Source organism: Mesorhizobium sp. B2-4-7, from assembly GCF_006442685.1.
In the GTDB taxonomy this organism is placed as follows: domain Bacteria; phylum Pseudomonadota; class Alphaproteobacteria; order Rhizobiales; family Rhizobiaceae; genus Mesorhizobium.
In genome coordinates this window covers 817,640-839,169 of the sequence record NZ_VFVH01000001.1, presented here as the reverse complement: position 1 = coordinate 839,169, position 21,530 = coordinate 817,640, and the positions used below count along the sequence as shown (strand labels likewise).

The 21,530-nt window shown below is 64.0% G+C and carries 21 protein-coding genes, 1 pseudogene and 1 riboswitch; of the genes and pseudogenes, 16 read left to right on the top strand and 6 right to left on the bottom strand.

The annotated features are described in order from the left end of the window. Positions 1 to 9: 9 nt before the first annotated feature. The 11 genes from FJ946_RS04200 to FJ946_RS31035 all read left to right on the top strand — a co-directional run bounded on the left by FJ946_RS04200 (position 10) and on the right by FJ946_RS31035 (position 11,489). A complete protein-coding gene (locus FJ946_RS04200) occupies positions 10 to 867 on the top strand; it encodes a carbohydrate ABC transporter permease (RefSeq protein WP_140497759.1) in 858 nt (285 codons plus the stop codon). 4 nt (positions 868 to 871) lie between these two features. Continuing rightward, a complete protein-coding gene (locus FJ946_RS04195) occupies positions 872 to 1,990 on the top strand; it encodes an ABC transporter ATP-binding protein (RefSeq protein WP_140497761.1) in 1,119 nt (372 codons plus the stop codon). Then, positions 1,987 to 3,111, top strand: coding sequence for an ABC transporter ATP-binding protein (locus FJ946_RS04190; protein ID WP_140497763.1), 1,125 nt, complete (start codon positions 1,987 to 1,989; stop codon positions 3,109 to 3,111). The genes FJ946_RS04195 and FJ946_RS04190 overlap by 4 nt, the downstream gene beginning before the upstream one ends. Further along, positions 3,111 to 4,664, top strand: coding sequence for an FGGY-family carbohydrate kinase (locus tag FJ946_RS04185; RefSeq protein ID WP_140520899.1), 1,554 nt, complete (start codon positions 3,111 to 3,113; stop codon positions 4,662 to 4,664). The genes FJ946_RS04190 and FJ946_RS04185 overlap by 1 nt, the downstream gene beginning before the upstream one ends. A 10-nt stretch (positions 4,665 to 4,674) precedes the next feature. Further along, positions 4,675 to 5,715: a 2-hydroxyacid dehydrogenase gene (locus FJ946_RS04180; RefSeq protein ID WP_140497767.1), complete on the top strand. Its 1,041-nt coding sequence runs from the start codon at positions 4,675 to 4,677 to the stop codon at positions 5,713 to 5,715. A 45-nt stretch (positions 5,716 to 5,760) separates the two neighbouring features. Then, the gene (locus tag FJ946_RS04175) at positions 5,761 to 7,278 is read left to right on the top strand and encodes a glycerol-3-phosphate dehydrogenase (protein WP_140497769.1); all 1,518 of its coding nucleotides are present in this window, start codon (positions 5,761 to 5,763) and stop codon (positions 7,276 to 7,278) included. A gap of 48 nt (positions 7,279 to 7,326) precedes the next feature. Further along, entirely contained in the window at positions 7,327 to 8,268 is a 942-nt protein-coding gene (locus tag FJ946_RS04170; RefSeq protein ID WP_140497771.1) for a TIM barrel protein, read from the top strand. Positions 8,269 to 8,502: 234 nt separating this feature from the next. Continuing rightward, positions 8,503 to 9,336: a transporter substrate-binding domain-containing protein gene (locus FJ946_RS04165; protein ID WP_181167654.1), complete on the top strand. Its 834-nt coding sequence runs from the start codon at positions 8,503 to 8,505 to the stop codon at positions 9,334 to 9,336. A gap of 2 nt (positions 9,337 to 9,338) precedes the next feature. Next, positions 9,339 to 10,700: a cation:dicarboxylase symporter family transporter gene (locus FJ946_RS04160; RefSeq protein ID WP_140564338.1), complete on the top strand. Its 1,362-nt coding sequence runs from the start codon at positions 9,339 to 9,341 to the stop codon at positions 10,698 to 10,700. After that, on the top strand, positions 10,697 to 11,146 hold the full coding sequence (locus FJ946_RS31040) for an aspartate/glutamate racemase family protein (RefSeq protein WP_246673047.1): 450 nt from the start codon (positions 10,697 to 10,699) through the stop codon (positions 11,144 to 11,146). Before FJ946_RS04160 ends, FJ946_RS31040 begins: the two co-directional genes overlap by 4 nt. Then, positions 11,127 to 11,489, top strand: a complete 363-nt coding sequence (locus tag FJ946_RS31035) for an aspartate/glutamate racemase family protein (protein WP_246673046.1) — start codon at positions 11,127 to 11,129, stop codon at positions 11,487 to 11,489. Before FJ946_RS31040 ends, FJ946_RS31035 begins: the two co-directional genes overlap by 20 nt. Before the next feature lie 21 nt (positions 11,490 to 11,510). Here the strand turns inward: FJ946_RS31035 and fba are convergent, their stop codons facing one another. Beyond that, a complete protein-coding gene (fba, locus tag FJ946_RS04150) occupies positions 11,511 to 12,575 on the bottom strand; it encodes a class II fructose-bisphosphate aldolase (protein ID WP_140559305.1) in 1,065 nt (354 codons plus the stop codon). Between the two features lie 263 nt (positions 12,576 to 12,838). Here fba and FJ946_RS04140 point away from each other — a divergent pair, with 263 nt between their 5' ends. From FJ946_RS04140 to FJ946_RS04130, 3 genes are read left to right on the top strand one after another with little or no spacing between them, the layout of a single operon-like run. Beyond that, a complete protein-coding gene (locus FJ946_RS04140) occupies positions 12,839 to 13,609 on the top strand; it encodes a DeoR/GlpR family DNA-binding transcription regulator (RefSeq protein ID WP_140564337.1) in 771 nt (256 codons plus the stop codon). 18 nt (positions 13,610 to 13,627) lie between these two features. Beyond that, entirely contained in the window at positions 13,628 to 14,386 is a 759-nt protein-coding gene (locus tag FJ946_RS04135) for a triose-phosphate isomerase (protein WP_140564336.1), read from the top strand. A 34-nt stretch (positions 14,387 to 14,420) separates the two neighbouring features. Continuing rightward, positions 14,421 to 14,864, top strand: a complete 444-nt coding sequence (locus tag FJ946_RS04130) for an RpiB/LacA/LacB family sugar-phosphate isomerase (RefSeq protein WP_140497783.1) — start codon at positions 14,421 to 14,423, stop codon at positions 14,862 to 14,864. On the opposite strand, the gene dhaL is transcribed toward FJ946_RS04130, so the two are convergent. The 4 genes and pseudogenes from dhaL to FJ946_RS04110 all read right to left on the bottom strand — a co-directional run bounded on the left by dhaL (position 14,861) and on the right by FJ946_RS04110 (position 18,592). After that, positions 14,861 to 15,496 (bottom strand): dihydroxyacetone kinase subunit DhaL, encoded by a 636-nt coding sequence (gene dhaL, locus FJ946_RS04125; protein WP_181167653.1) that lies wholly within the window; start codon positions 15,494 to 15,496, stop codon positions 14,861 to 14,863. The two genes, FJ946_RS04130 and dhaL, sit on opposite strands and share 4 nt — an antisense overlap. Positions 15,497 to 15,506: 10 nt before the next feature. Further along, the gene (locus FJ946_RS04120) at positions 15,507 to 16,514 is read right to left on the bottom strand and encodes a dihydroxyacetone kinase subunit DhaK (RefSeq protein ID WP_140564335.1); all 1,008 of its coding nucleotides are present in this window, start codon (positions 16,512 to 16,514) and stop codon (positions 15,507 to 15,509) included. Between the two features lie 77 nt (positions 16,515 to 16,591). Next, positions 16,592 to 17,065, bottom strand: a complete 474-nt coding sequence (locus FJ946_RS04115) for a 6,7-dimethyl-8-ribityllumazine synthase (protein ID WP_140564334.1) — start codon at positions 17,063 to 17,065, stop codon at positions 16,592 to 16,594. A 76-nt stretch (positions 17,066 to 17,141) separates the two neighbouring features. Then, positions 17,142 to 17,344: riboswitch (FMN riboswitch) on the bottom strand. Between the two features lie 59 nt (positions 17,345 to 17,403). Next, a pseudogene (locus FJ946_RS04110) lies at positions 17,404 to 18,592 on the bottom strand (MFS transporter). 48 nt (positions 18,593 to 18,640) lie between these two features. Between FJ946_RS04110 and FJ946_RS04105 the strand changes: the two are divergent. Continuing rightward, positions 18,641 to 19,180, top strand: a complete 540-nt coding sequence (locus FJ946_RS04105; RefSeq protein WP_140514639.1) for an Lrp/AsnC family transcriptional regulator — start codon at positions 18,641 to 18,643, stop codon at positions 19,178 to 19,180. A gap of 153 nt (positions 19,181 to 19,333) precedes the next feature. Then, positions 19,334 to 20,146, top strand: a complete 813-nt coding sequence (locus tag FJ946_RS04100; RefSeq protein ID WP_140564332.1) for a class I SAM-dependent methyltransferase — start codon at positions 19,334 to 19,336, stop codon at positions 20,144 to 20,146. Between the two features lie 58 nt (positions 20,147 to 20,204). On the opposite strand, the gene FJ946_RS04095 is transcribed toward FJ946_RS04100, so the two are convergent. Further along, the gene (locus FJ946_RS04095; RefSeq protein WP_140555488.1) at positions 20,205 to 21,527 is read right to left on the bottom strand and encodes a four-carbon acid sugar kinase family protein; all 1,323 of its coding nucleotides are present in this window, start codon (positions 21,525 to 21,527) and stop codon (positions 20,205 to 20,207) included. Positions 21,528 to 21,530 lie beyond the last annotated feature (3 nt).

Genomic DNA, 21,530 nt, shown 5'->3' with positions numbered 1-21,530 from the left:
GAGGCAGCCATGGAACACACCTCCTTGCTTGAACGCACCCTGCGCGGCGCGGCACTCACGCTGGTCGTGATCTTCTTCATGTTCCCGATCGTCTGGATCCTGATGATGTCGTTCCAGACCAACGAGACCATCCTGCGCATTCCGCCGCAGCTGGTCTTCGAGCCGACGCTCGCCAACTACACCGCGCTGATCACCGGCAAGCTGACGACCGCCGCCGGCACGCTCGACATCGCCTTCATGCGCAACCTGTGGAATTCGGTGTTCCTGTCGGTGACCTCGGTCGCGGTCTCGCTGCTGCTCGGCGTCCCGGCGGCCTACGCCTTCGCGCGGCACAAGTTCCGCGGCTCGGAGGACATCGCCTTCACGCTGCTGTCGTTCAGGTTCGCGCCGGCCCTGCTGGTGCTGTTGCCGCTTACGCTCTATTTCCAGAAGCTCGGGCTGGCCAACACCTATATCGGGCTGATCTGGGTCTATCAGCTGATCTGCCTGCCGCTGATCCTGTGGATCGTGCGCGGCTATTTCGAGGATATTCCGGCCGACATCGAATATGCCTATCGCATCGGCGGCCATTCCTGGTTTGCCACCTTCCGCAAGATCGCGCTGCCGCTCGCCGGCCCCGGCATCGCCGCTGCCGGCCTGCTTGCCTTCATCTTCGCCTGGAACAATTTCGTCTTCGCGCTGGTGCTGGCCTCGGCCGACAAGCAGCCGGTGACGGTCGGCGCGCTCGCCTTCATCACCTCCTCGGGCATCCAGTACGGCCAGATCTCGGCGGCCATCGTCCTGTCGATCACGCCGACGCTGGCGCTCGCCCTCTATGCACAGCGCTATCTGGTCGAAGGCCTGTCGCTCGGCGCGGTGAAGGGGTAGTTCCATGGCCAGCCTCGAACTCAGAAACCTCGTCAAGCGCTACAAGAGCCAGACCGTGCTCGACAATCTTTCGCTGACCGTCGCCGACGGTGAGACGCTGGTCCTGTTCGGACCCTCCGGCGCCGGCAAGACGGTGCTGCTGCGCCTCGTCGCCGGCGTCATCGACCCCGACGAAGGCAAGATCCTCATCGGCGGCGAGGACATGACCGACGTCGACGCCGAATTCCGTGGCGTCGGCATGGCGTTCCAGAATTTCGCGCTGTTTCCGCATATGAGCGCATTCGACAACATCGCGACGCCGCTGGAGGCCAAGCGGTCGTCGCAGGGCGCGATCAAGGCCGGCGTCGAGAGCGTCGCCAAGCTGTTGAAGATCGCCCATGTGCTCTCCCACAAGCCGCGTGCGCTCTCCAATGGCCAGAAGCAGCGCACCGCGCTTGCCCGTGCGCTGGTCGGCTCGCCACCGCTGCTGCTGCTCGACGATCCCTTGCGCAATGTCGATGCCAAGCTGCGTTTCGAGATGCGTCTCGAACTGCCGCGCCTGCTAGCCGACCGCGGCGCCACCGTCGTCTACGTCACCCAGGATTATAAGGAAGCCATGGCGCTCGGCGACCGCATCGCGGTGATGTCGCAAGGCGTCATCAGCCAGCTCGGCACGCCCGAACAGATCTATCGCGAGCCGGCCAACATCGAGATCGCGCGGCTGTTCGGCGACCCGACCATCAACCTGCTCGACGTCAAGCCGGCGCTTGGCGCCAAGGGAATCCATGTCGCCCTGTCGAATGTGCAGGTCCATCTCGGCGGGGCTCCCGAGACCGCGGTCGGCCGCGACTGCATCATCGGGCTCAGGCCGGAAGCACTGCATTTCGTCGGCGAAAATGAACCCGGCGCCATTCCGGTGACGGTCGAGGCCGAAACCCCGCTCAACGAAAAGATCGTCACGCTGGTGCGCACGTTGCGCGGCCGCGAGATCCTGGTTTCGCGGCCGGCCGGAACACCGGGCCGCAGCGAAGGCAAGGCCCACATTGCCGTCGACGGCAAGAGCGCCCTGTTGTTCGATCGCGCCGGCGGCGAGCGCATCGGCTCGAAGAATGTCGTCAGTTTGCGCAACGGAGAAGCCGCATGAGCGCGAGCGCACTCACCATTTCCGGGGTCGACAAATTCTATGGCCCGATCGACCGGGGCGTCCACGCCGTCAAGAAGCTGACGATGGAGATCGGCAAGGGCGAGATCGTGGCGCTGCTCGGTTCGTCCGGCTGCGGCAAGACCTCGACGCTGCGCATGATCGCCGGCTTCGAGGAGGTGTCGCGCGGCGCGATCTCGGTCGCCGGCCGCCAGGTGCACACGCTGCCGCCGGTCAGGCGTAACGTGGCGATGGCCTTCGAGGGCTATTCGCTCTACCCGCCGCTGACGGTGCGCGAGAACATGGCCTTCGCGCTCAAGGCGGCCCGGCTGCCCAGAAGCGAGGTCGAGGCCAGGGTCGCCAGCATCGCCAAGCTGCTCGAGATCGAGGATATATTGGAGCGTTACCCAAGCTCTATCTCCGGCGGCCAGCAGCAGCGCGCCAGCCTCGGCCGGGCGCTGATCCGCGACGCCGATTTGCATCTGCTGGACGAGCCGATGGGGCAGCTCGAACCGCAGCTGCGTGCCGTGCTGCGCGGCCGCATCAAGCATTTCATCAAGGAGCGCGGCTTGACAGCGATCCTGGTCACGCACGACCAGACCGAGGCCAATGCGCTTGCCGACCGCATCGCGGTGATGGAAGGCGGCGTGCTGCAGCAGTTCGATACGCCGGACAGGATCAAGGAGCGTCCGGCGAACCTGTTCACCGGCACCTTCGTCGGCGAGCCGCCGATGAACGTCTTCGAGGCCTATGTCGGCGCCACCGCCGGGCGCATCAATCTCAGGCTTCCCGACGGGCTGTCGCTGGACTACGACAAGGACGCCTTCAGCGCTCCGGTCCGCGACCAGCTGCTCAGCCGCGAGCGGGTGGTCATCGGCATCAGGCCTTACGCGGTGCGGCGCTCGAAGGAGGGTGTTCCCGCCAGGGTCTCGGCCAACCAGTGGCTTGGCGACCAGACCCATATCGCGGCCGATTTCGCCGGCGGCTCGCTGGTCCTGGTCGAGCACGACCGCACCCGGCTGGACCTTGGCGCGCCGATCAATGTCAGCATCGACCCGAAGAACCTGCATGTCTTCGACCAGGCGAGCGGCGAGGCCATTTCGCACGGCATGGAGCTCGCCTGATGCGTGATCTCTTGATCGGTATCGACGCCGGTACTTCCGTCATCAAGTCCATCGCCTTCGACACGAAAGGCCGGCAGATCGCCGCCGCGGCAACGCCGAACCATTACGAGACGCGGCCGGGCGGCGGCGCCGAACAGGATCTTGCGCGCACATGGGCGGATGCGGCGGCGACCTTGCGCCAGCTCGCCGAGAAAGTGCCCGATCTCGCCGGCCGGACCATCGCCATCGCGGTGACCGGGCAGGGCGACGGCACCTGGCTGATCGACGGCAAGGGCGAGCCGGTGGCGAAGGGCTGGCTCTGGCTCGACGCGCGCGCCGCCGGCGTCGTCGAGGAGATCCGCGCGCGGCCCGAGGACCGGCTGCGCTTCGAAAAGACCGGCAGCGGGCTCGCCGCCTGCCAGCAGGGCTCGCAGTTCGTGTTCATGAAGCGCAACATGCCTGAAATGCTCGACAAGGCGGCGACGGCGTTTCACTGCAAGGACTGGCTCTATTTCAAGCTGACCGGCGAGCGCGCCACCGACCCCTCCGAGGGAACCTTCACCTTTGGCGATTTCCGCACCCGCGACTATAGCGAGGATGTGCTCGACGTGCTCGGCGTCGCCGACCTCAGGCATTTGCTACCGCCGGTCACAGACGGCACCAGGCACAGCGCCGGTCTGTCGCAGGCGGCGGCCGCCGCCACCGGCATACTTGCCGGCACGCCGGTCGTGCTCGGCTATGTCGACGTCGTCTGCACCGCGCTTGGCGCCGGCCTGCTCGACCGCGAGCGCAAGCCCGGCTGCACCATCATCGGTTCCACTGGCATGCATATGCGGCTGGCCGAGACGCCGGACGACGTGCAACTGAACGAGGCGGCAACCGGCTACACCATGGCCATGCCGGCGCCCGGCGTGTTCGCGCAGATGCAGTCCAACATGGCGGCGACCCTCAACATCGACTGGGTGCTTGGGCTCGCTTCCGGCATCCTCGCTTCGCAAGGCATCACCCGCAGCAATGGCGAGATGATCGCGCTCGTCGACACCTGGATCGCCGCCTCGCAGCCCGCCTCGCTGCTCTACCAGCCCTATGTGTCCGAGGCCGGCGAGCGGGGGCCGTTCGTCGATGCCAATGCCAGGGCCGGCTTCGTCGGCATATCCTCGCGCCACGGCTATGCCGACCTGGTGCGCGCCGTCTTCGAGGGATTGGCCTTCGCCGCGCGCGATTGCTACGCCGCCATGGGGCCATTGCCGCGCGAGATCCGGCTGACCGGAGGCGCCGCCCGAAGCCCGGCGCTGCGCAAGATCCTCGGAGCCGCCGTCGGCGCAGACATCCGCACCAGCCAGCGCGAGGAGGCCGGGGCGGCCGGCGCGGCGATGATAGCCGCGGTCTGCGTCGGCCTGTACAAGTCGATGGACGAATGCGTCGCGGAATGGGTGACGCCGCTGCTTGGCGAGGCGGAGCCGAGTGATCGGGACCTCGCCGCGATCTACGACAGGATGACCCCGTCCTACATGTTGGCGCACCAGGCGCTGCGGCCGGTCTGGCGCGCGATGGCTTCGGTGCAGGCAAATTGAGAAGTCGAGTATGCCCAGGAAAATAGCGATCATTGGTGACAACTTCATGCTTCCGGAGGTGTTTCGCGCCAAAATCGAGAAGGTCGCGAGCGGTGACCTCGATGTCAGGACATTGCAGACCGCCTGGCCCGACGAGCCGATGGAATTCGGCGATCCGGCGCTCGGCCTCGACAAGGTCAAGGAGTATTTCGGCCGTCCCGACGAGGTCGTCGAGTTCATTGGCGATGCCGAGATCCTCGTCACCCAGCTTGCACCATTGTCGGAGGGCATGATGCGCCGCCTGCCGGCCCTGAAGCTGGTCGCGGTGTCGCGCGGCGGCCCGATCAACATCGACATGGAAGCGGCGCGCGCGCATGGCATCACCGTCGTCAACGTGCCCGGCCGCAACGCGACCGCCGTGGCCGAATTCACCATCGGCGCCATATTGGCCGAAACGCGGCTGATCCGGGTCGGCCACGAAGCGCTGCGCAGGGGCGAATGGCGCGGCGATCTCTACCGCGCCGACCGCACCGGCCGCGAGCTTAGCGAGATGACGGTCGGCGTCGTCGGTTACGGCAATATCGGAACAAAGGTAGTCAGGCTGCTGCGCGCTTTCGGCTGCCACGTTCTGGTCAGCGACCCCTATGTGCAGTTGAGCGCAGAGGACCGCAACGCCGGCGTCGAACTGGTCGCGCTTGACGATCTCCTATCCCGCTCCGACGTGGTCACGCTGCATTCGCGGGTGACGCCGGAGACGCGCGGCCTGATCGGCAAGGACACCATCGCGCGGATGAAACCCGGGGTGATCTTCGTCAACACGGCGCGCGGGCCGCTGGTCGACTATGACGCACTCTATGAGGCGCTTGTTTCAGGCCAGATCGCCAGCGCCATGCTGGAGACGTTCGCGGTCGAGCCTGTGCCGTCGGACTGGCCCTTGCTGCAGCTTCCCAACGTGACGCTGACGCCGCATATCGCCGGCGCCTCGGTGCGCACCGTGACCTATGCGGCCGAGCAGGCCGCCGAGGAAGTGCGCCGCTATATCGCCGGGCTGCCTCCGGTCAATCCGTGCTGAGGCGGCAGCCATGGTGTGTAAATCCGGCAGCGAGATCGTGACGAGATGAGTGGCGGACCCGAAATCGTCGACCTTTTCGTCATCGGCGGCGGCGTCAACGGCGCCGGCATAGCCCGCGATGCAGCAGGCCGCGGCCTCTCCGTCATCCTGTGCGAAAAGGACGATCTGGCGGAAGGCACCAGTTCGCGATCGGGCAAGCTCGTCCATGGCGGCCTGCGCTACCTCGAATACTACGAGTTCCGCCTGGTGCGCGAGGCGCTGATCGAGCGCGAGGTACTCCTGGAATCGGCACCGCACATCATCTGGCCGATGCGCTTCGTGCTGCCGCACAGTCCTGACGACCGGCCGGCCTGGCTGGTGCGGCTCGGCCTGTTCCTCTACGACCATCTCGGCGGCCGCAAGCGGCTGCCGGCCACCCGCACGCTCGACCTGCGCACCGCGCCCGAGGGCGCGCCGATCAAGGACGAGTTCAAGCGCGGTTTCGAATATTCCGATTGCTGGGTCGACGACGCCCGTCTCGTGCTGATCAATGCGCTGGATGCGCGCGAGCGCGGAGCGAAGATCTTCACCCGAACCGCCTGCACCGCCGCCCGCCGGGAAGGCGGCCTCTGGTCGGTGGAGATGCGCGACGGCAAGACCGGCGTGAAAACCACCGTGCGAGCGCGGGCGCTGGTCAATGCCGCTGGCCCTTGGGTCAACGACATCATCAACCGCGTTGCTGGCCAGAACTCGACGCGCAATGTCCGGCTGGTCAAGGGCAGCCATATCGTCGTGCCCAAATTCTGGGAGGGCCGCCAAGCTTACCTCATCCAGAACAGCGACAAGCGGGTGATCTTCATCAATCCTTATCAGGGCGATCTCGCCTTGATCGGCACCACCGACATTCCCTATGACGGCCGACCCGAGGACGTGGCGGCGGATGAGAGCGAGATCGAATACCTGATCAGGGTGGTCAACCGTTATTTCAAGCGTGGCCTCGCGCGCGGCGATGTCGTCTATTCGTTCTCCGGCGTCAGGCCGCTCTATGACGACAATGCCGACAACCCGAGTGCCGTGACCCGCGACTATATTTTCGAACTCGACGCGCCGGATGCTGAGGCGCCGCTGCTGTCCGTCTTCGGCGGCAAGATCACCACCTTCCGCAAGCTCGCCGAGCATGCGCTGGACAGGATCGCTCCGTTCTTCCCCCGGATGGGCAAGCCTTGGACGGCGAAGGCGCATCTGCCTGGCGGCGACATCGCCAATGCCGATTTCGAACAGTTTCTAGGAGATCTCGGGCGGGAGTATCCATGGATGCCTGCATCGCTGCTCAAGCATTACGGTCGGCTCTACGGCACCAGGACACGTCTTCTGGTCGGCGCGGCCCGTTCGCTCGCGGAACTCGGGCGATGTTTCGGCAAGGATTTCTTCGAGCGCGAGGCCAGTTACCTGTTCGAGCAGGAATGGGCTGAGACACCGGCCGACATTCTCGAACGGCGCACCAAGCACGGCCTGCATCTTTCCGCCGAGGAGAGATCGGCTTTCGAACACTGGTGCGCGAGCCGGCTGGCGAGGGCAGGGTGATGGCAATCATTGCCAATGTAGCGCGACAGGGCTGAGAGGATCGCGATCTTGGCATTCACGCTCTCCCTCAACACCAATCCGCTGGTCAATCGCTTTGCCGAGCCTGACGACCTGGTTGATACCATTGCCTACGACATCGGCATCAGGGACATTCAGCTCACGCATGAATTCGTCAATCCGGGCTGGCCGGCGGCGACGATCGTGAAATTCGTCCGCCTGTTTCGTGGCGCACTCTCCCGCACGGGCGTGCGCGTGACCTCGGGCATGACCGGTCCTTACGGCCGGCTCAACCATTTCGGCCATCCAGACGCGGACGTGCGCCGCTACTATGTCTGCTGGTTCAAGACCTTTGCCGACATCTCGGCCGAGCTTGGCGCCGGCGGCATGGGTACCCAATTCGCGATCTTCACCCATCGCGATTATGATGATCCCGCGCGCCGCGCGCGCCTGTTCGACATTGCACTGGAATGCTGGCGCGAGGTCGCCGAACACGCCCGCGCGGCCGGGCTTAACTACCTGTTCTGGGAGCCGATGTCGGTCGGCCGCGAGTTCGGCCACACGATCGAGAATTGCAGGCTGCTGCAGAATGCGATCGACGCGGCCGGCATGGCCATTCCGCTGGAGATGATGGTCGACATCGACCATGGCGACGTCACCTCCAGCAACCCGGCCGATATCGATCCCTATGCCTGGGCCGAGGCTTTCCCCAGGAAGTCGCCGATCATCCACATCAAGCAATCGTCGATGAACAAGGGTGGTCATTGGCCGTTCACAGCGGCTCACAACAGGGACGGCCGCATCACGCCTGAAAAGCTGCTGGAGACGGTGCGGCGCGGCGGCGGCACCGACAACGAGATCTGCCTCGAACTGTCGTTCCGCGAGCGCGAACCGGTCGACCACCAGGTGGTCGCCATGATCCGCGAATCGGTCGACTACTGGGCGCCCTTTATCGACACGGGCAGGCCTGATCTGCTGCCGAAAACCGGGTAGAGGTCGGGGCGGCAGCCGATGCCACTCGCGCCTGTTGGCGGTCCAACCGGTTGGCCCGCCAGCGAAGCAATCAGATATCCCAGATACATTACATAATGCGAGTATTGCGGCAGCCTGCGTCGCTGATTGCTATAAAAGTACAATGCGAAAGATACTTTTGTTTAACTTCGCCATGCATACTGCGAATTGGTCCGATTTGTTTGTCCGGCTTCCCTCGCGAACTAGAGAATCCGCATGTCGGTTACACGTCGTACGCTGCTCACGGCCGGAAGCGTCGGCTTGCTGGTCGCGCAAGCTCGGGCGGCCAATACTCCAGGACAGCAGGCGGAGATCGCTCCCGTCGTCGGCGACAATGCGCTGCGCATTGCAATGCCGGCCTTTGCCTCCGATCCTTTCTTCCCGGCCGATGGATCGGGGAACAGCGGCATAGACATGGAACTGGCCCGCGGCATAGCAGCGGAGCTCGGCGTCGAGCCGGTGTTCGACCGATCCGCCGCAACGTTCGACGGCATGGTGAAACAGCTGACTTCCGGCCAGGCGGACATAGCCATCGGCAAGCTCAGCCGAACCCTTCGCCGTGGCCGCTCAATCCTCTATTCCCGGCCCTATGCCATGCTGCACCAAGGCCTCATCGCCAATCGCCTCAACCTGGCGCGCATCGCGCAAGGCAAACCACCCGAGCAGATCATCCGCGATTTCTCGGGCGATCTCGGCGTGATCGAGGGCTCTTCATTCGCAACCTATGCCGCGACGACCTTCCCGCATGCACAAGTTCATCGTTTTACAGGCTGGGACATGGTTGTCGATGCGATCCGCGATGGGACGATCGACATGGCGTATCGCGACGATTTCGAGATCAAGAAGCTGATGGTCGACGATCCGTCGATGACGGTCGCCGCGCGCTCGATCACGCTGACCGACAAGGTAGACACGATCGCAATCGGTGTGCGACCGGACAATCCGCATCTCGCGGCGTTTATCGACCTTTACCTCGATCTCGCGCGCGGTCAGCAGGTTCTCAACACTGACGAGATCATCGCGCGCTACCGGTTGGGGAGCAAAGCCTGACGATGGCCGTCACGGAAGCAGCCGGACCCTTGGCTTTCGATTGGCGCCTGGCGGCGAGGCACATATTGCGCTCGCCCGCGACGACGATTGCGATGATCGGGGCGGGAATCCTTTGCGGCCTCTATTATCCAGCATTTGCCCATGCGATCAGCCCGGTGGCGCAGCTCTACCTGAATTTCCTCAAGATGGTCGTCCTGCCCTACCTGGTCTCGTCGGTCATCTTCTCGATCATGTCGATGGTTCAGGATCCCAACTCGGTCCGTTACCTTGGCCGGGTGGGTATGGCGGTGCTGGTCGTGTCGTTCCTGAGCGTATTGGTGAGTGGCACCTACTCGCTTGTCCTTCAGCCGGGCCAGATCGAGAATTCTCAATCGCGCATCGAGCTTGGCGAGTTCATCAATTCGCAGGGCAGTGTATCCACCGATCTCGCATTCCCCTACCAACCACCACCCAATGAGGGATCCGACACCGGGCATTCGATACTGCTCGATCTTGTACCGAACAACGTCTTCAGCGCGCTGGCCTCCGGTCAAACCATCCAGGTCCTGCTGTTCTGCCTGCTTTTCGGGCTCGCGATGGGCAAGATTCCCCAGCCTTCGTCCATGAGCCTGTCTCAGGCGCTGAACGCGGTTTACCGGGCCTGCACGGTCCTTACCAACTGGTTCATCTGGGGATTGCCGTTTGCAACCTTCATCCTGATCGCGGATCAGACCGCGTCGACCGGAACCAAGCCGCTCACGCTGATGGGCGGTTATCTGCTGGTGATGGGTCTTTCCTGCCTCACATTCATCGCCGGCGCATTTGGCGTTATCGCCATCCGCTCTCGGCGAAGCTACTGGGCCACGATCAAGACCTGTCAGCCCCTTCTTATGGTAGCCATCACCACGCGCTCTACCGTCGCCTCGCTTCCGTGGGTCATCAACCTGCTGAGCGAGCGTCTGCGGTTCAGCCTCGTGGTCGTCGAACTGCTCGTGCCGCTGCAGGCGGCATTGCTGCGGACAGGCCCGGCGCTGCTTTACACGTCTGGTGTTCTTTTCATCGCTCAGCTCTACGGCCGTCCGCTGGCAATCCCCGACCTCCTGCTCGTCGGCATCACCTCGGCGCTTCTCGCGCTCACGACCGGCGGCATGGGCAGCCTGCTCATCCTGTCCCAGATGTCGATCGTCTGTGGCTACCTGAAGATTCCCTTCGAGGCGGCGTTCGCCCTGTTCGTCGCGGTCGACGCGGCCGTCGACACGTTCATGACGCTGTCTAGCGTCTGCACCGTTGCGGCGAGCACCGCAATGATCGCGCCCAGCCACAGGGAGACAACGCAGTCTGTCGAAGCGGCGTCGGAACAGCTCGAAGCCGAGCCCGCTCGATGATCGACCATGGCATCAGCCTCCAGCTCGGCGTCATTGGCGGCCTCGGGCCGTTGGCATCGGCTGACTTCTACTTCAAGCTGACCCGAATGACCCAGGCGTTCCGGGACAATGAGCATGTGCCCGCCGTCATCCTCAGCGTGCCACAGCTGCCTGACAGGACCGAGGCGATCCTTGCCGGCCATGACGGTCCGCTGGCGTCTTTGAAAGCCGCGGTCTCGACGCTCAATGCGCTCGGCGTTGCCTGTATCGCAATGCCCTGCAACACCGCCCATCATTGGTATGAGCAGCTGGCGGCGAGCTCGCAGGCGCGGATCATCCATATCGCCGACGCGGTCGTAGCTGAAACCCATCGTAGCCTGGGGCCGAGGCAAGGTTACGATCCTCGCCACGCAGGGCACACTGGTCTCCGGCTTCTATCGGGACAGGATGTCGGCGGCGGGATTTGAGCTCTGCTTTCCCGCTGTCACGGAATTCCAGGGTCGCGTCGATAGAGCGATCGGCCTCGTCAAGGCCGGTTCGATCGCGGAGGCGGCGAGCGAAACCGAGCGCGCGCTTGAAATCGCGCGATCGGCCGGCACCGACACGGCCATTCTCGGCTGCACCGAACTATCGGTGGTGGCCGCCAGCCTCAAGCCTACGAACGGATTGGTCGTCATCGACAGCAATGCAGCCCTGGCGCGAGCCTGTTTGACACGGTTGGGCTTCGCCGCGCAGGACGTTCCGCGACCTCGGCCGGTGTTCTCATCCCGCAAAGAGCTGGAGCGGTTCGGCGGTTCTATCCAACACTGAACCGCTCCGGGAATTGGTCGTTTAGCCGAATTTCGGATCGAGGCTGCCCGCTTTGTAACGCTTGGCCATTTCCGAGACCGGCAGCGGCTTGATCTTCGGCGCGTTGCCGGCGGTGCCGAACTGCTCGAAACGCTCCTTGCACAGCTTCCTCATCGCCGCCATCGCCGGCGTCAGATATTTGCGCGGGTCGAATTCCGAGGGATTTTCCGTCAGCACCTTGCGGATCGCGCCGGTCAGCGCCATGCGGTTGTCGGTGTCGATGTTGATCTTGCGCACGCCATGCTTGATTCCGCGCTGGATCTCTTCCACCGGCACGCCCCAGGTCGGCTTCATCTGCCCGCCATATTTGTTGATGATCTCCTGCAGATCCTCCGGCACCGAGGACGAACCATGCATGACCAAGTGCATGTTCGGCAGGCGGCGGTGGATTTCCTCGATGACGTTCATCGCCAGCACCGCACCATCCGGCTTGCGCGAGAATTTATAGGCGCCGTGGCTGGTGCCCATGGCAACCGCCAGCGCGTCGACATGGGTGTCGCGCACGAACTGCTCGGCCTGCACCGGATCGGTGAGCAATTGGTCGTGGCTGATCGCGCCTTCGATGCCGTGGCCGTCCTCCTGTTCGCCGCCGCCGCTCTCCAGCGAGCCCAGCACGCCGATCTCGCCTTCGACCGAAACGCCGCCCCAATGCGCCATGTCGACGACGCGCTTGGTGATGCCCGAATTATAGGCGTAGTCGGCCGGCGACTTGCCGTCCTCCTTGAGTGATCCATCCATCATCACCGAGGTGAAACCATGCTGGATCGCGGTGACGCAGGTAGCCTCGTTGTTGCCGTGGTCGAGGTGCATGCAGACCGGGATGTCGGGATGGATCTCGACCAGCGCATCGATCAGCTTGGCCAGCACCACGTCATTGGCATAGGCACGCGCACCGCGGCTTGCCTGCAGGATGACCGGCGACTTGGTCTCCTCCGCAGCCTCCATGATGGCGAGGCCCTGTTCCATGTTGTTCATGTTGAAGGCCGGCACGCCATAGCCGTATTCGGCGGCGTGATCGAGCAATTGTCTCAGTGTGATGCGAGCCAACGAATAGTCTCCCGTATCTGGTTTCTAACCTTTGCTTGCTGGCTGTCCGCGCATCGTCCAGCCCACCGATGCTTCTGGCCGGATTTCCGCGCAACCGCAACCGTCAGACACCGTCCCGGCAGCAATTCTTGTTACAGGGCCGTGATGAAAGCCACGGGAATATCCCAGGAAAATATCTCATTATAACAAAAATCATGATAGTTTCAGGAAGAAATATGTTATCTTGTCGAGGAGCCAGCGCCGGTTGGCGGATAACGGCAGCAATGAAGAGCGATAGCAGACGTCAAGGCATCATGGACTTTCTGATGGACGTCGGCGCGGCGAGCGTCGACGATCTTGCCTCACGCTTTGGCGTCTCCAGGATGACGGTGCATCGTGATCTCGACGACCTTGAGGAGAGCGGTTTCCTGCGCAAGGTGCGTGGCGGCGCTTCGATCCAGCCGAGCGGTCTCTTCGAAAGCGATTTTCGCTACCGGCAAAAGCAGGCGACAGGGGAAAAGCAGCGCCTTGCGGCGGCCGCCGTGGCGATGATCGAACCCGGCCAGACTGTCATCATCGACGACGGCTCGACGGCTGGCGGCATCGCACGGCATCTCGCCGATTTCAGGCCGCTGACGGTGATCTCCAACAATCTGGCCGTCATCCAGGACCTGGCCGGCGCCGGGGGCATCGACCTGATTGCGCTCGGCGGCCAGTATAGCAAGAAGTTCCACGGCTTCTTCGGACTGCTTGCCGAGGCTTCGCTGAGATCGCTGCGCGCGGACGTCGCCTTCCTGTCGTCATCGGCTATCCACGGCGCCTCCGCTTTCCACCAGGACCAGGAGGTGGTGCAGATCAAGCGGCTGATGATGGAAGCAGCGACCCGCAAATACCTTCTGGTCGATCACGGCAAGTTCGGCCGCACGGCGCTGCATTTCCTGACCGACCTCGAGGCGTTCGATGCCGTCTTCACCGGTCGCGCGCCTGAGCCCGGAATGCGCGCCGCACTGGATGCCGCCGGCGTTTCGCTGACGGTGGTCGCCAACAAGGATTGAGGATCAAGGAGCGCAGGCGTGGTTTATTGGGTCGGTACAAGCTGGAAGATGAACAAGACGCTCGCCGAGGCGCTGGATTTCGCCGGGGCATTGGCCGGCTTCGTGCCAGGCTTCGACGAGCGCATCCAGCCTTTCGTCATCCCGCCGTTCACGGCGGTGCGCGAGGTCAAGCAGGCGCTGTCGTCGACGCGGGTCAACGTCGGTGCCCAGAACATGCACTGGGCCGATGCCGGGGCCTGGACCGGCGAGATCTCGCCGCTGATGCTGAGCGACTGCGGTCTCGACATGGTCGAACTCGGCCACAGCGAACGGCGCGAGCATTTCGGCGAGACCGATCGTACCGTCGGCCTGAAGACGGCGGCCGCCGTCAAGCACGGACTGATACCACTGATCTGCGTCGGCGAGACGCTGGCGGAGCGCGAAAACGGCAAGGTCGATGCGGTGTTGACCAGCCAGGTCGAGGGTGCATTGCAGTTCCTCGAAGGCGAGGCGAAGGCGGCAAAAATCCTGTTTGCCTATGAGCCGGTCTGGGCGATCGGCGACAAGGGTATTCCGGCCAGCTCCGTCTATGCCGAAAAACAGCAGGCGCTGATCAAGAAAGTGGCCGGCGGCCTGCTGCCGTCCATCCCACCGGTGCTCTATGGCGGCAGCGTCAATCCCGGCAATGCGGCCGAGCTGATCAGCCAGCCCAGCATCGATGGCCTCTTTATCGGCCGCTCGGCCTGGCAGGCGGAGGGCTACATCGACATCCTCAGGCGCGCCTCGGCGACGATCTGAACAAACGAAATCTCATTCAAGAAAGGACACGACCATGAAAATAGCCATTGGAGCCGACAGCGCCGGCAAGCCGTTGCTTGATGTCATCGCCGCGCATCTCGCGACAAAATCCGGCCTCACCGTCAGCGACCTCAGCCAGGCCGGCTTTTATGCCGACCTGTCACAAAAGCTCGCCCAGACGATCATCGACGGCGAGAACGACCGCGGCATCCTGTTCTGCGGCACCGGCATCGGCGTCTCGATCTCGGCCAACAAGGTGCCTGGCATCCGGGCGGCACTCACCCACGACACCTATTCCGCCGAGCGCGCCGCCAAATCCAACAACGCGCAGATCATCACCATGGGCGCCCGCGTCATCGGCCCGGAACTCGCCAAGGCGATCGTCGATACCTGGTTGGCCTCGGAGTTCGACGAGAAGGGACCGTCGGCCGGCAATGTCCAGGCGATCAACAAGCTCGATGAAGCGAAGCAGGCCTAAGCCAGGTTGTCGCGCAAAGCCTCGATGACGGTCACGGCCGAGGCGGCGCCGGGGTCGATATGGCCGAGCGAGCGTTCGCCGAGCCGCGAGGAGCGGCCCTTGGCGGCGATCATGTCCTTGGTCGCCTCGGCCCCCAGGCGCGCCGCGTCCACTGCCGCGTCGAGGCTTTCGGCAAGACCTTTTCCCGCCGCATTGCTGGCGCCGGCCGCTTCCGCCGCCGGCAACCAGGCGTCGATCATCGTCTTCTCGCCGATCTCGGCCTTGCCGCGATCGCGGATGCCTTGCGCCATCGCCTGGAACAGCGCGACGACATCCGCATCCGCTAACGTGGTCTTGCCCTTGACGGCAGCGGCGGCGCGCATGAAGGCGGTGGCATAGAGCGGGCCAGACGACGCACCGACCGCGTTGAGGAACGATTTAGCCGCCATGTTGAGAAGCGCGGTCGGCTCGGTCGCCGTCAGGTCGAGTGGCGCCAGCGCGTCGCGCACTGCGTTGAAGCCGAGCGCCATGGCGATGCCGTGATCGGCGTCGCCGATGACGCCGTCGAGCTGGCAGAGCCGGTCCTTGTCGGCTTCGATCGCCACCGCGATCGCATCGAACATTCTCTTCAGGTCAGCGCTATCGATGCTCACGGGTCACTCCTCAGCCGGCGCGGAACATGGCGCAGTCGCACGGATGGTCGAGCATGGTCTGCAACTCGCCATCGAGATGGAACAGCGTCACCGAGGCGCCGGCCATTTCGAGCGACGTGCAGTAATTGCCGACCCAGGTCGCATGGATGGAAACGCCGATGTCGTCGAGACGCTGCTTGACGCGACGGTTCATGATGTAGAGCTCCATCAACGGTGTCGAGCCCAGCGAATTGACCAGCACCGCGACCTTGTCGCCACGCGAAGGCGCCATCTCGGCGAGGATCTTGTCCAGCATCTCGTCGGTGATCTCGTCGGCGGTCCCGAGCTTGCCGCGCGCGATGCCCGGCTCGCCATGGATGCCCATGCCGATCTCCATCTCGTCGGCCCCGATCTCGAAATTCGGCCGCCGGGTCTGCGGCAGCGAGCAGGGCGACAGCGCCACGCCCATCGTGAAGGTGTGATCGTTGGCCTTGCGCGCGATGCGCTCGCATTCGTCGAAGGAGAGCATGCGGTCACAGGCCGCGCCGGCCGCCTTGAAGACGAAGAAATTGCCGGCGACGCCGCGACGCTTCTGCCGCTGGTCGCGCGGTGCCGAGGCGACATCGTCGGTGGTCAGCACCGTGCGCACCTCGATATCGTCCATGGCGGCCATTTCGGCCGCCATGTCGAAATTCATCACGTCCCCGGCATAGTTGCCGTACGTGAACAGGACGCCGGCGCCGCCGTTCGCCGCCTTGGCGCATTCAAGGATGGGATCGGGTGGCGGCGAGGCAAAGACATTGCCGATCGCCGCCGCGTCCGCCAGGCCCTTGCCGACAAAACCGAGAAAGGTCGGCTCATGGCCCGAGCCGCCGCCGACGACGAGCCCGACCTTGCCGGGACGCGGTCCGTTGCGGGCAATGATCGAGCGCGGGTTGCCGTCCACGCTCCTGAGATGGCTGGGATGCGCGGCCAGAATCCCCTCTAGCATCTCGTCGACGGCACGGTTGCCGTCATTGATGATCTTCTTGGTCTGCACCGGCATCCTCCCGAACTCGGCATTTTCCCGAGATACTACAGGCTGTTACCGGGATTTCTACCCCGCTCTCGGCTGTTTCAGGCGGCGATGTGCTTTCGCGCCGCCAGGATCTGGAGGCATGCGCCGGCCGCTTCCTTGCCCTTCACCTGGAAGTGCTCGAGGAAGAAGCGGTGGTGCTCGGCGCTGTCGTGGTAATTGTGCGGCGTCAGTACCGCCGAAAGCACCGGCACGCCGGTCGCCAACTGCACGTTCATCATGCCGTCGATGACGGCGCGGGCGACGAACTCATGCCGGTAGATGCCGCCATTGACGATGAAGGCAGCGCCGAGGATCGCGGCGTAGCGAGCCGTCTCGGCCAATGTCTTGGCGTGCAGCGGAATCTCGTAGGCGCCGGGCACGTCGAAGATTTCGACGGCAAAGCGGCCGTCGCCCAGTGCAGCAAGCTCCGCCTCGAAGGCAGCGACGCACTGGTCGACAATATCCGCGTGCCAGCGTGCCCTGACAACGGCAACGCGGGTCGTTTCATAGTCTTTGTGGGAATGCTGATTCATGGGTCCATCCTTCCGTTTCGAACCAGAATCAGGACGCACGATACGAAAACCGGCCGCCGGGGCGGTCCGTCTTCCGTTTCGTTCTCTTCCATCCGGACTGTAACCGTCGGCTCCGGAATCACACCGGATCTGCTGACCCTTCCGGTTTTGCCGGAAAGCGCTCGCGGGCTTGGGTCCCGCGCATGACCCCGAAAACCGGACCGGTTTTCGGAAAGAAATCATGCGCAATCAGGAGTCCTTACCGCCGGTGGGGACTTTCACCCCGCCCTGAGAACATTAACGGCTTTGTATGGAAGGGCAGGGGCGCCGCTGTCAACCAGGCGAAGACTGGTGGCCCATCACGTCCTGTGTGGCTGGCGCGTGCGCCAGGCAGCGGCCGAAGCCGCGACCAGCATCAGCAACGCCGCCACCATTGCCGACGCGGCAAAACCGAAATCCGAATATAGCGGCCCGAAACCGGTGGTGCCGACAAAGACCGCCAGATATGTCACCGCGCTGTTCAGGCCCATGATCGTGCCGCGCCGTGACGGATCGAGCGCCGACAGACGCATCACCAGCACGTTCAGACCGAAGTGATTGGCGAGACCCCAAGCCGCCACCATGGCGAGCATCATGCCATAGCTGTTGCTTGTCGCGGCGATCGCGACATAGACGATGGCGACGAGCAGGTAAGCGAAGGGCATGACGCGGCGAGCCCCCAGGCGATCGATGATGCCGTCGAAGAGCGCCGCCGTGCCGAACCCGGCGCCATAGGCGAGTGCGGCCAGGCCGTTGGCGCTGACCGGCTGACCCAGCCCGCTGTGCAGATGGTCGCCAAGATAGCCATAGACACCATAGAAGGCGGTCATGAAAGCGCCGCAGGCGATCAGAAGCGGCACGATGCCGGGAATGCCGAGCGCCTCGAGCGGCGCCGGAGCCGGGCCGGCCTTTCTGACATCCGGGAGTGACGATGCGGTAAGGCTGCCAAGCGCCAGCGCCGCCAGCAGCGCCACGGCGGCAAAGACGGCCCGCCAGTGCACGAGATCGGCAAGCACCGCCGACAGCGAAACGCCGGCCACCATGCTGAGCGTCCATCCGGTCAGCACAACGCCGATCGTCCCGCTTTCCCGTCCAGGTGGGGCAATCGCCGCGGAACTGGCATAGATTGCCGGCATGGCGACGCCGGCGGCGATGCCGGCGAGAAGCTGCGCGGCGACCAGCGCCGTCACCGTCGGCGCCGCCGCGCTTGCGACAAGCGCCGACGCCAGCAGCAGCAAGGCCGCCTGAAGCATCCGGCGCGCGCCGACTCGGTCGATGTAGCGCGCCAGGAACAGGGCGCTCGCCGAGGTGCCGAGGCCGAAGGCGGCGGCCGCCATCATGACGACAGGCACGCTGGTCGCGAACGACACGGCCATGGCGGGAGCAATCGGACCCAGCACCAGGGAGTTCGAGCCGATGACGGCGATGCATCCGGTCAAGAGATAGGCCAGCGCCGGAATGGGCGGCCGGGCATTCGCACCCAGTTGCTGCTTGATCGCTGTTCGACATATCTTCATAATGGCCGTATTTTATTCGGCGACAATCGGGAATTTCACTATGGACGAAGAAACAAATGGCATTCCGCAGAACAGGCCAGCACCCCGCGATCTCGACGCGATCGACAGAAAGATATTAGGCGTTCTCGTCGACGACGCCACGGTCAGCTATGCCGAGCTTGGCGATCGTGTCGGCCTCTCGCCGCCCGCCGCGCATGAGCGCGTCAAGCGCCTGCGGCGCAGCGGCGCCATTCGCGGCACGGCTGCCATCATCGACCCCAAGGCGGTCAAGAAGCCGCTGCTGGCATTCGTGCATATCGACACCAAGGGCTGGGGCAAGACGCCGGAGCTGATGGCGGTTTCGCAATATCCGGAGGTCGAGGAGATCCACACGGTTGCCGGCGACACCTGCATGCTGCTGAAGGTCCGCACGGAGGACACGCGGGCGCTCGAAGGCCTGCTGTCGCGCCTCTACGAGACACCCGGCGTCACCTCGACGCGCAGCTACGTGGTGCTGTCGACCTACCTCGAGCGGCCGGTGCAGCCCGGCGTCACGACGCAGTGGCCGGCGCCCAAGCACATGGCCGAGCCTCTGTACTAAGGCCTGATGCCATAAGCGCGAAGCGGTTTTCGGACGACATCATGCTCTATCTCTTTGATTTGGAGCTGGACTCGCCGCCTCCGCCGAAAACGCCGCAAAACAAGGAATGATATGCTAATCTCCCGAGCCTCTAGGCAGAGGGCGGTGGTGGCAATGCTGGAAACGGACAAGGTATTCGCTGGCTCCATACCGGAAAACTACGACCGCTATATGGTGCCGTTGATTTTCGAGCCCTTCGCTGCGGATATTGCAGGACGAGCAGCGTCCCTGTCGCCCGCCGCCGTTTTGGAGACGGCCGCCGGCACCGGGGTCGTTACCCGTGCATTGGCGCCGAAACTGTCTCCCGGCGCAAGCTATACGGTAACCGACCTCAACCAGCCGATGCTCGACTATGCCGCTTCGCGACAACCTCCCGACGGTCGCATCACATGGCGTCAAGCGGACGCCTTGGCGCTGCCGTTTGAAGATGCGACCTTCGACCTCGTCTGCTGTCAGTTCGGTGCGATGTTCTTTCCCGACCGGCCATCGGCCTACCGCGAAGCCAGGCGTGTCCTGAGGCCGGGCGGACATTTCCTGTTCAGCGTATGGGATCGCATCGAGGAGAACGTCTTTGCCGATGATGTGACGAATGCTCTCGCAAGGATCTTCCCCGACGATCCGCCGCGCTTTCTGGCACGCACACCCCATGGCTACCACGACAAGGCAGTGATCCGTCACGAGCTGGAGGATGCTGGGTTCTCCGGTGTAATGATCGAGACGAGAGCCGAACAAAGCCGTGCATCCTCGCCGCGCCTTCCCGCCGTCGCTTATTGCCAGGGAACTGTGCTTCGCACCGAAATCGAGGCCCGGCAGGCTGGGAAGCTGCAAGCCGCGACCGACTACGCCGCATCCGCGATTGCAGACAGACATGGCAGCGGCGCGGTGGCCGCCAAAATTCAGGCCCACGTCATCATGGCAACGGCTTAGAGCAATTCCAGGAAAAGTGTGTACGGTTTTCCGTCCGGAATTGCGCAAAAACAAACGTCTAGCTTCCCAGCCGGATCGTCTCGAAATAGGCGTCGGTGCCGACCTGGCCGCCCTTGAGCGCGATTTCGAGTCCATCGATCGCACCGCCGCCATGGGCGACACAGAGCGGTGATCCCGGCGATTGCGGCAACGGCATGCGCACGGTCAGCGCGTCGATGGCCAATTGTCCGAGCGCGTGACTGGAAGTGTCGCCACCGGCGATCACCGCGCGCTTGAGTTTCTGTTCCACGATTAACCGGCGCAGGATTGTTCCCAGCGCTCGCCCGAGCGTGTTTCGCGCACCTTCGATCCGGTCGATCTCGGCGCCACGGTCGGCCTGTGGGCCAAGCGCGGTGTAGAGGATGACGCTGCGGCCCGCAGCCAGGCTTGCCAATCCGCTCGCGACGGCGCGCTCGATTGCCTCCTTGGCGCCCTCAGTGACCAGTTGCATGGCATCCATCTCGACGCCGTCGAAACCGTGGGCAAGGGCGTGGCGGATCTGCTTTTCGGTGGTCGGCGACACGCTGCCCGAGACCACCGCGAGGCGGTCTACCGGTCCCGGCGGCGCGAACGACGCCTGCCCGGAGGCAATGCCTTTGCCGGCCCATTCGGCAAGCAAGGCATATTCGACGCCCGAGGATCCGACGACGAAGCCATGGCCTTGGTCATGGATGCGCCAGATCTGTTCGCCGACGCGTCTCTGTGTCTGGCGGCTTTCGACATCAAACAGGATGACCGCCCTGTTTTGCACGGCCTGGTCGACCGTTTGCGCGAGATCGTCGGTCTGCAATGCAGCCAGGTCGACAAGGCCGGAGCTGAGACTGGTCTGGCGCGAGAGATGCACGAGCAGGTCTGCTTCGTTCATCGGCGTCACCGGATGCCTGCTCATCACCGGATGCCTGTCGATGCGGAAATACTCGCCGCGGAACGCCGCGAAAAGATTGCCGAAGGCCGTGTAGCGCTTGAGCTGCGGCGCGCCGACGACCATCGGCACGCTACTCTGGCCGAAGATGCGCCGGCCGATCTCGATGGCGCGGCCGATATTGCCGACCGTCGGGCTGGAATCGAAGGTCGAACAGATCTTGTAATGGCAGATCGCCGCTTCGAGGCTCTTCAGCCATTCGAAGGCGGGCGCCAGATTCTGCTCCATCCATTGCGGCGTTTCGCTTCGGCTGGTGCCGGCCAGTCCGACGGCGCGGCAATGGAAAAATCGCGCCAGCAGGCGCTCATCGGGCCGACGCATGAACAGCACCGTCGGCACGCCGCCGAGCTCGAGCGCCTCCATGACATCCGTCGAGCCGGTGAGGTCGTCGCCATAATAGCTCAGGAGCAGGTTCTGCATGGC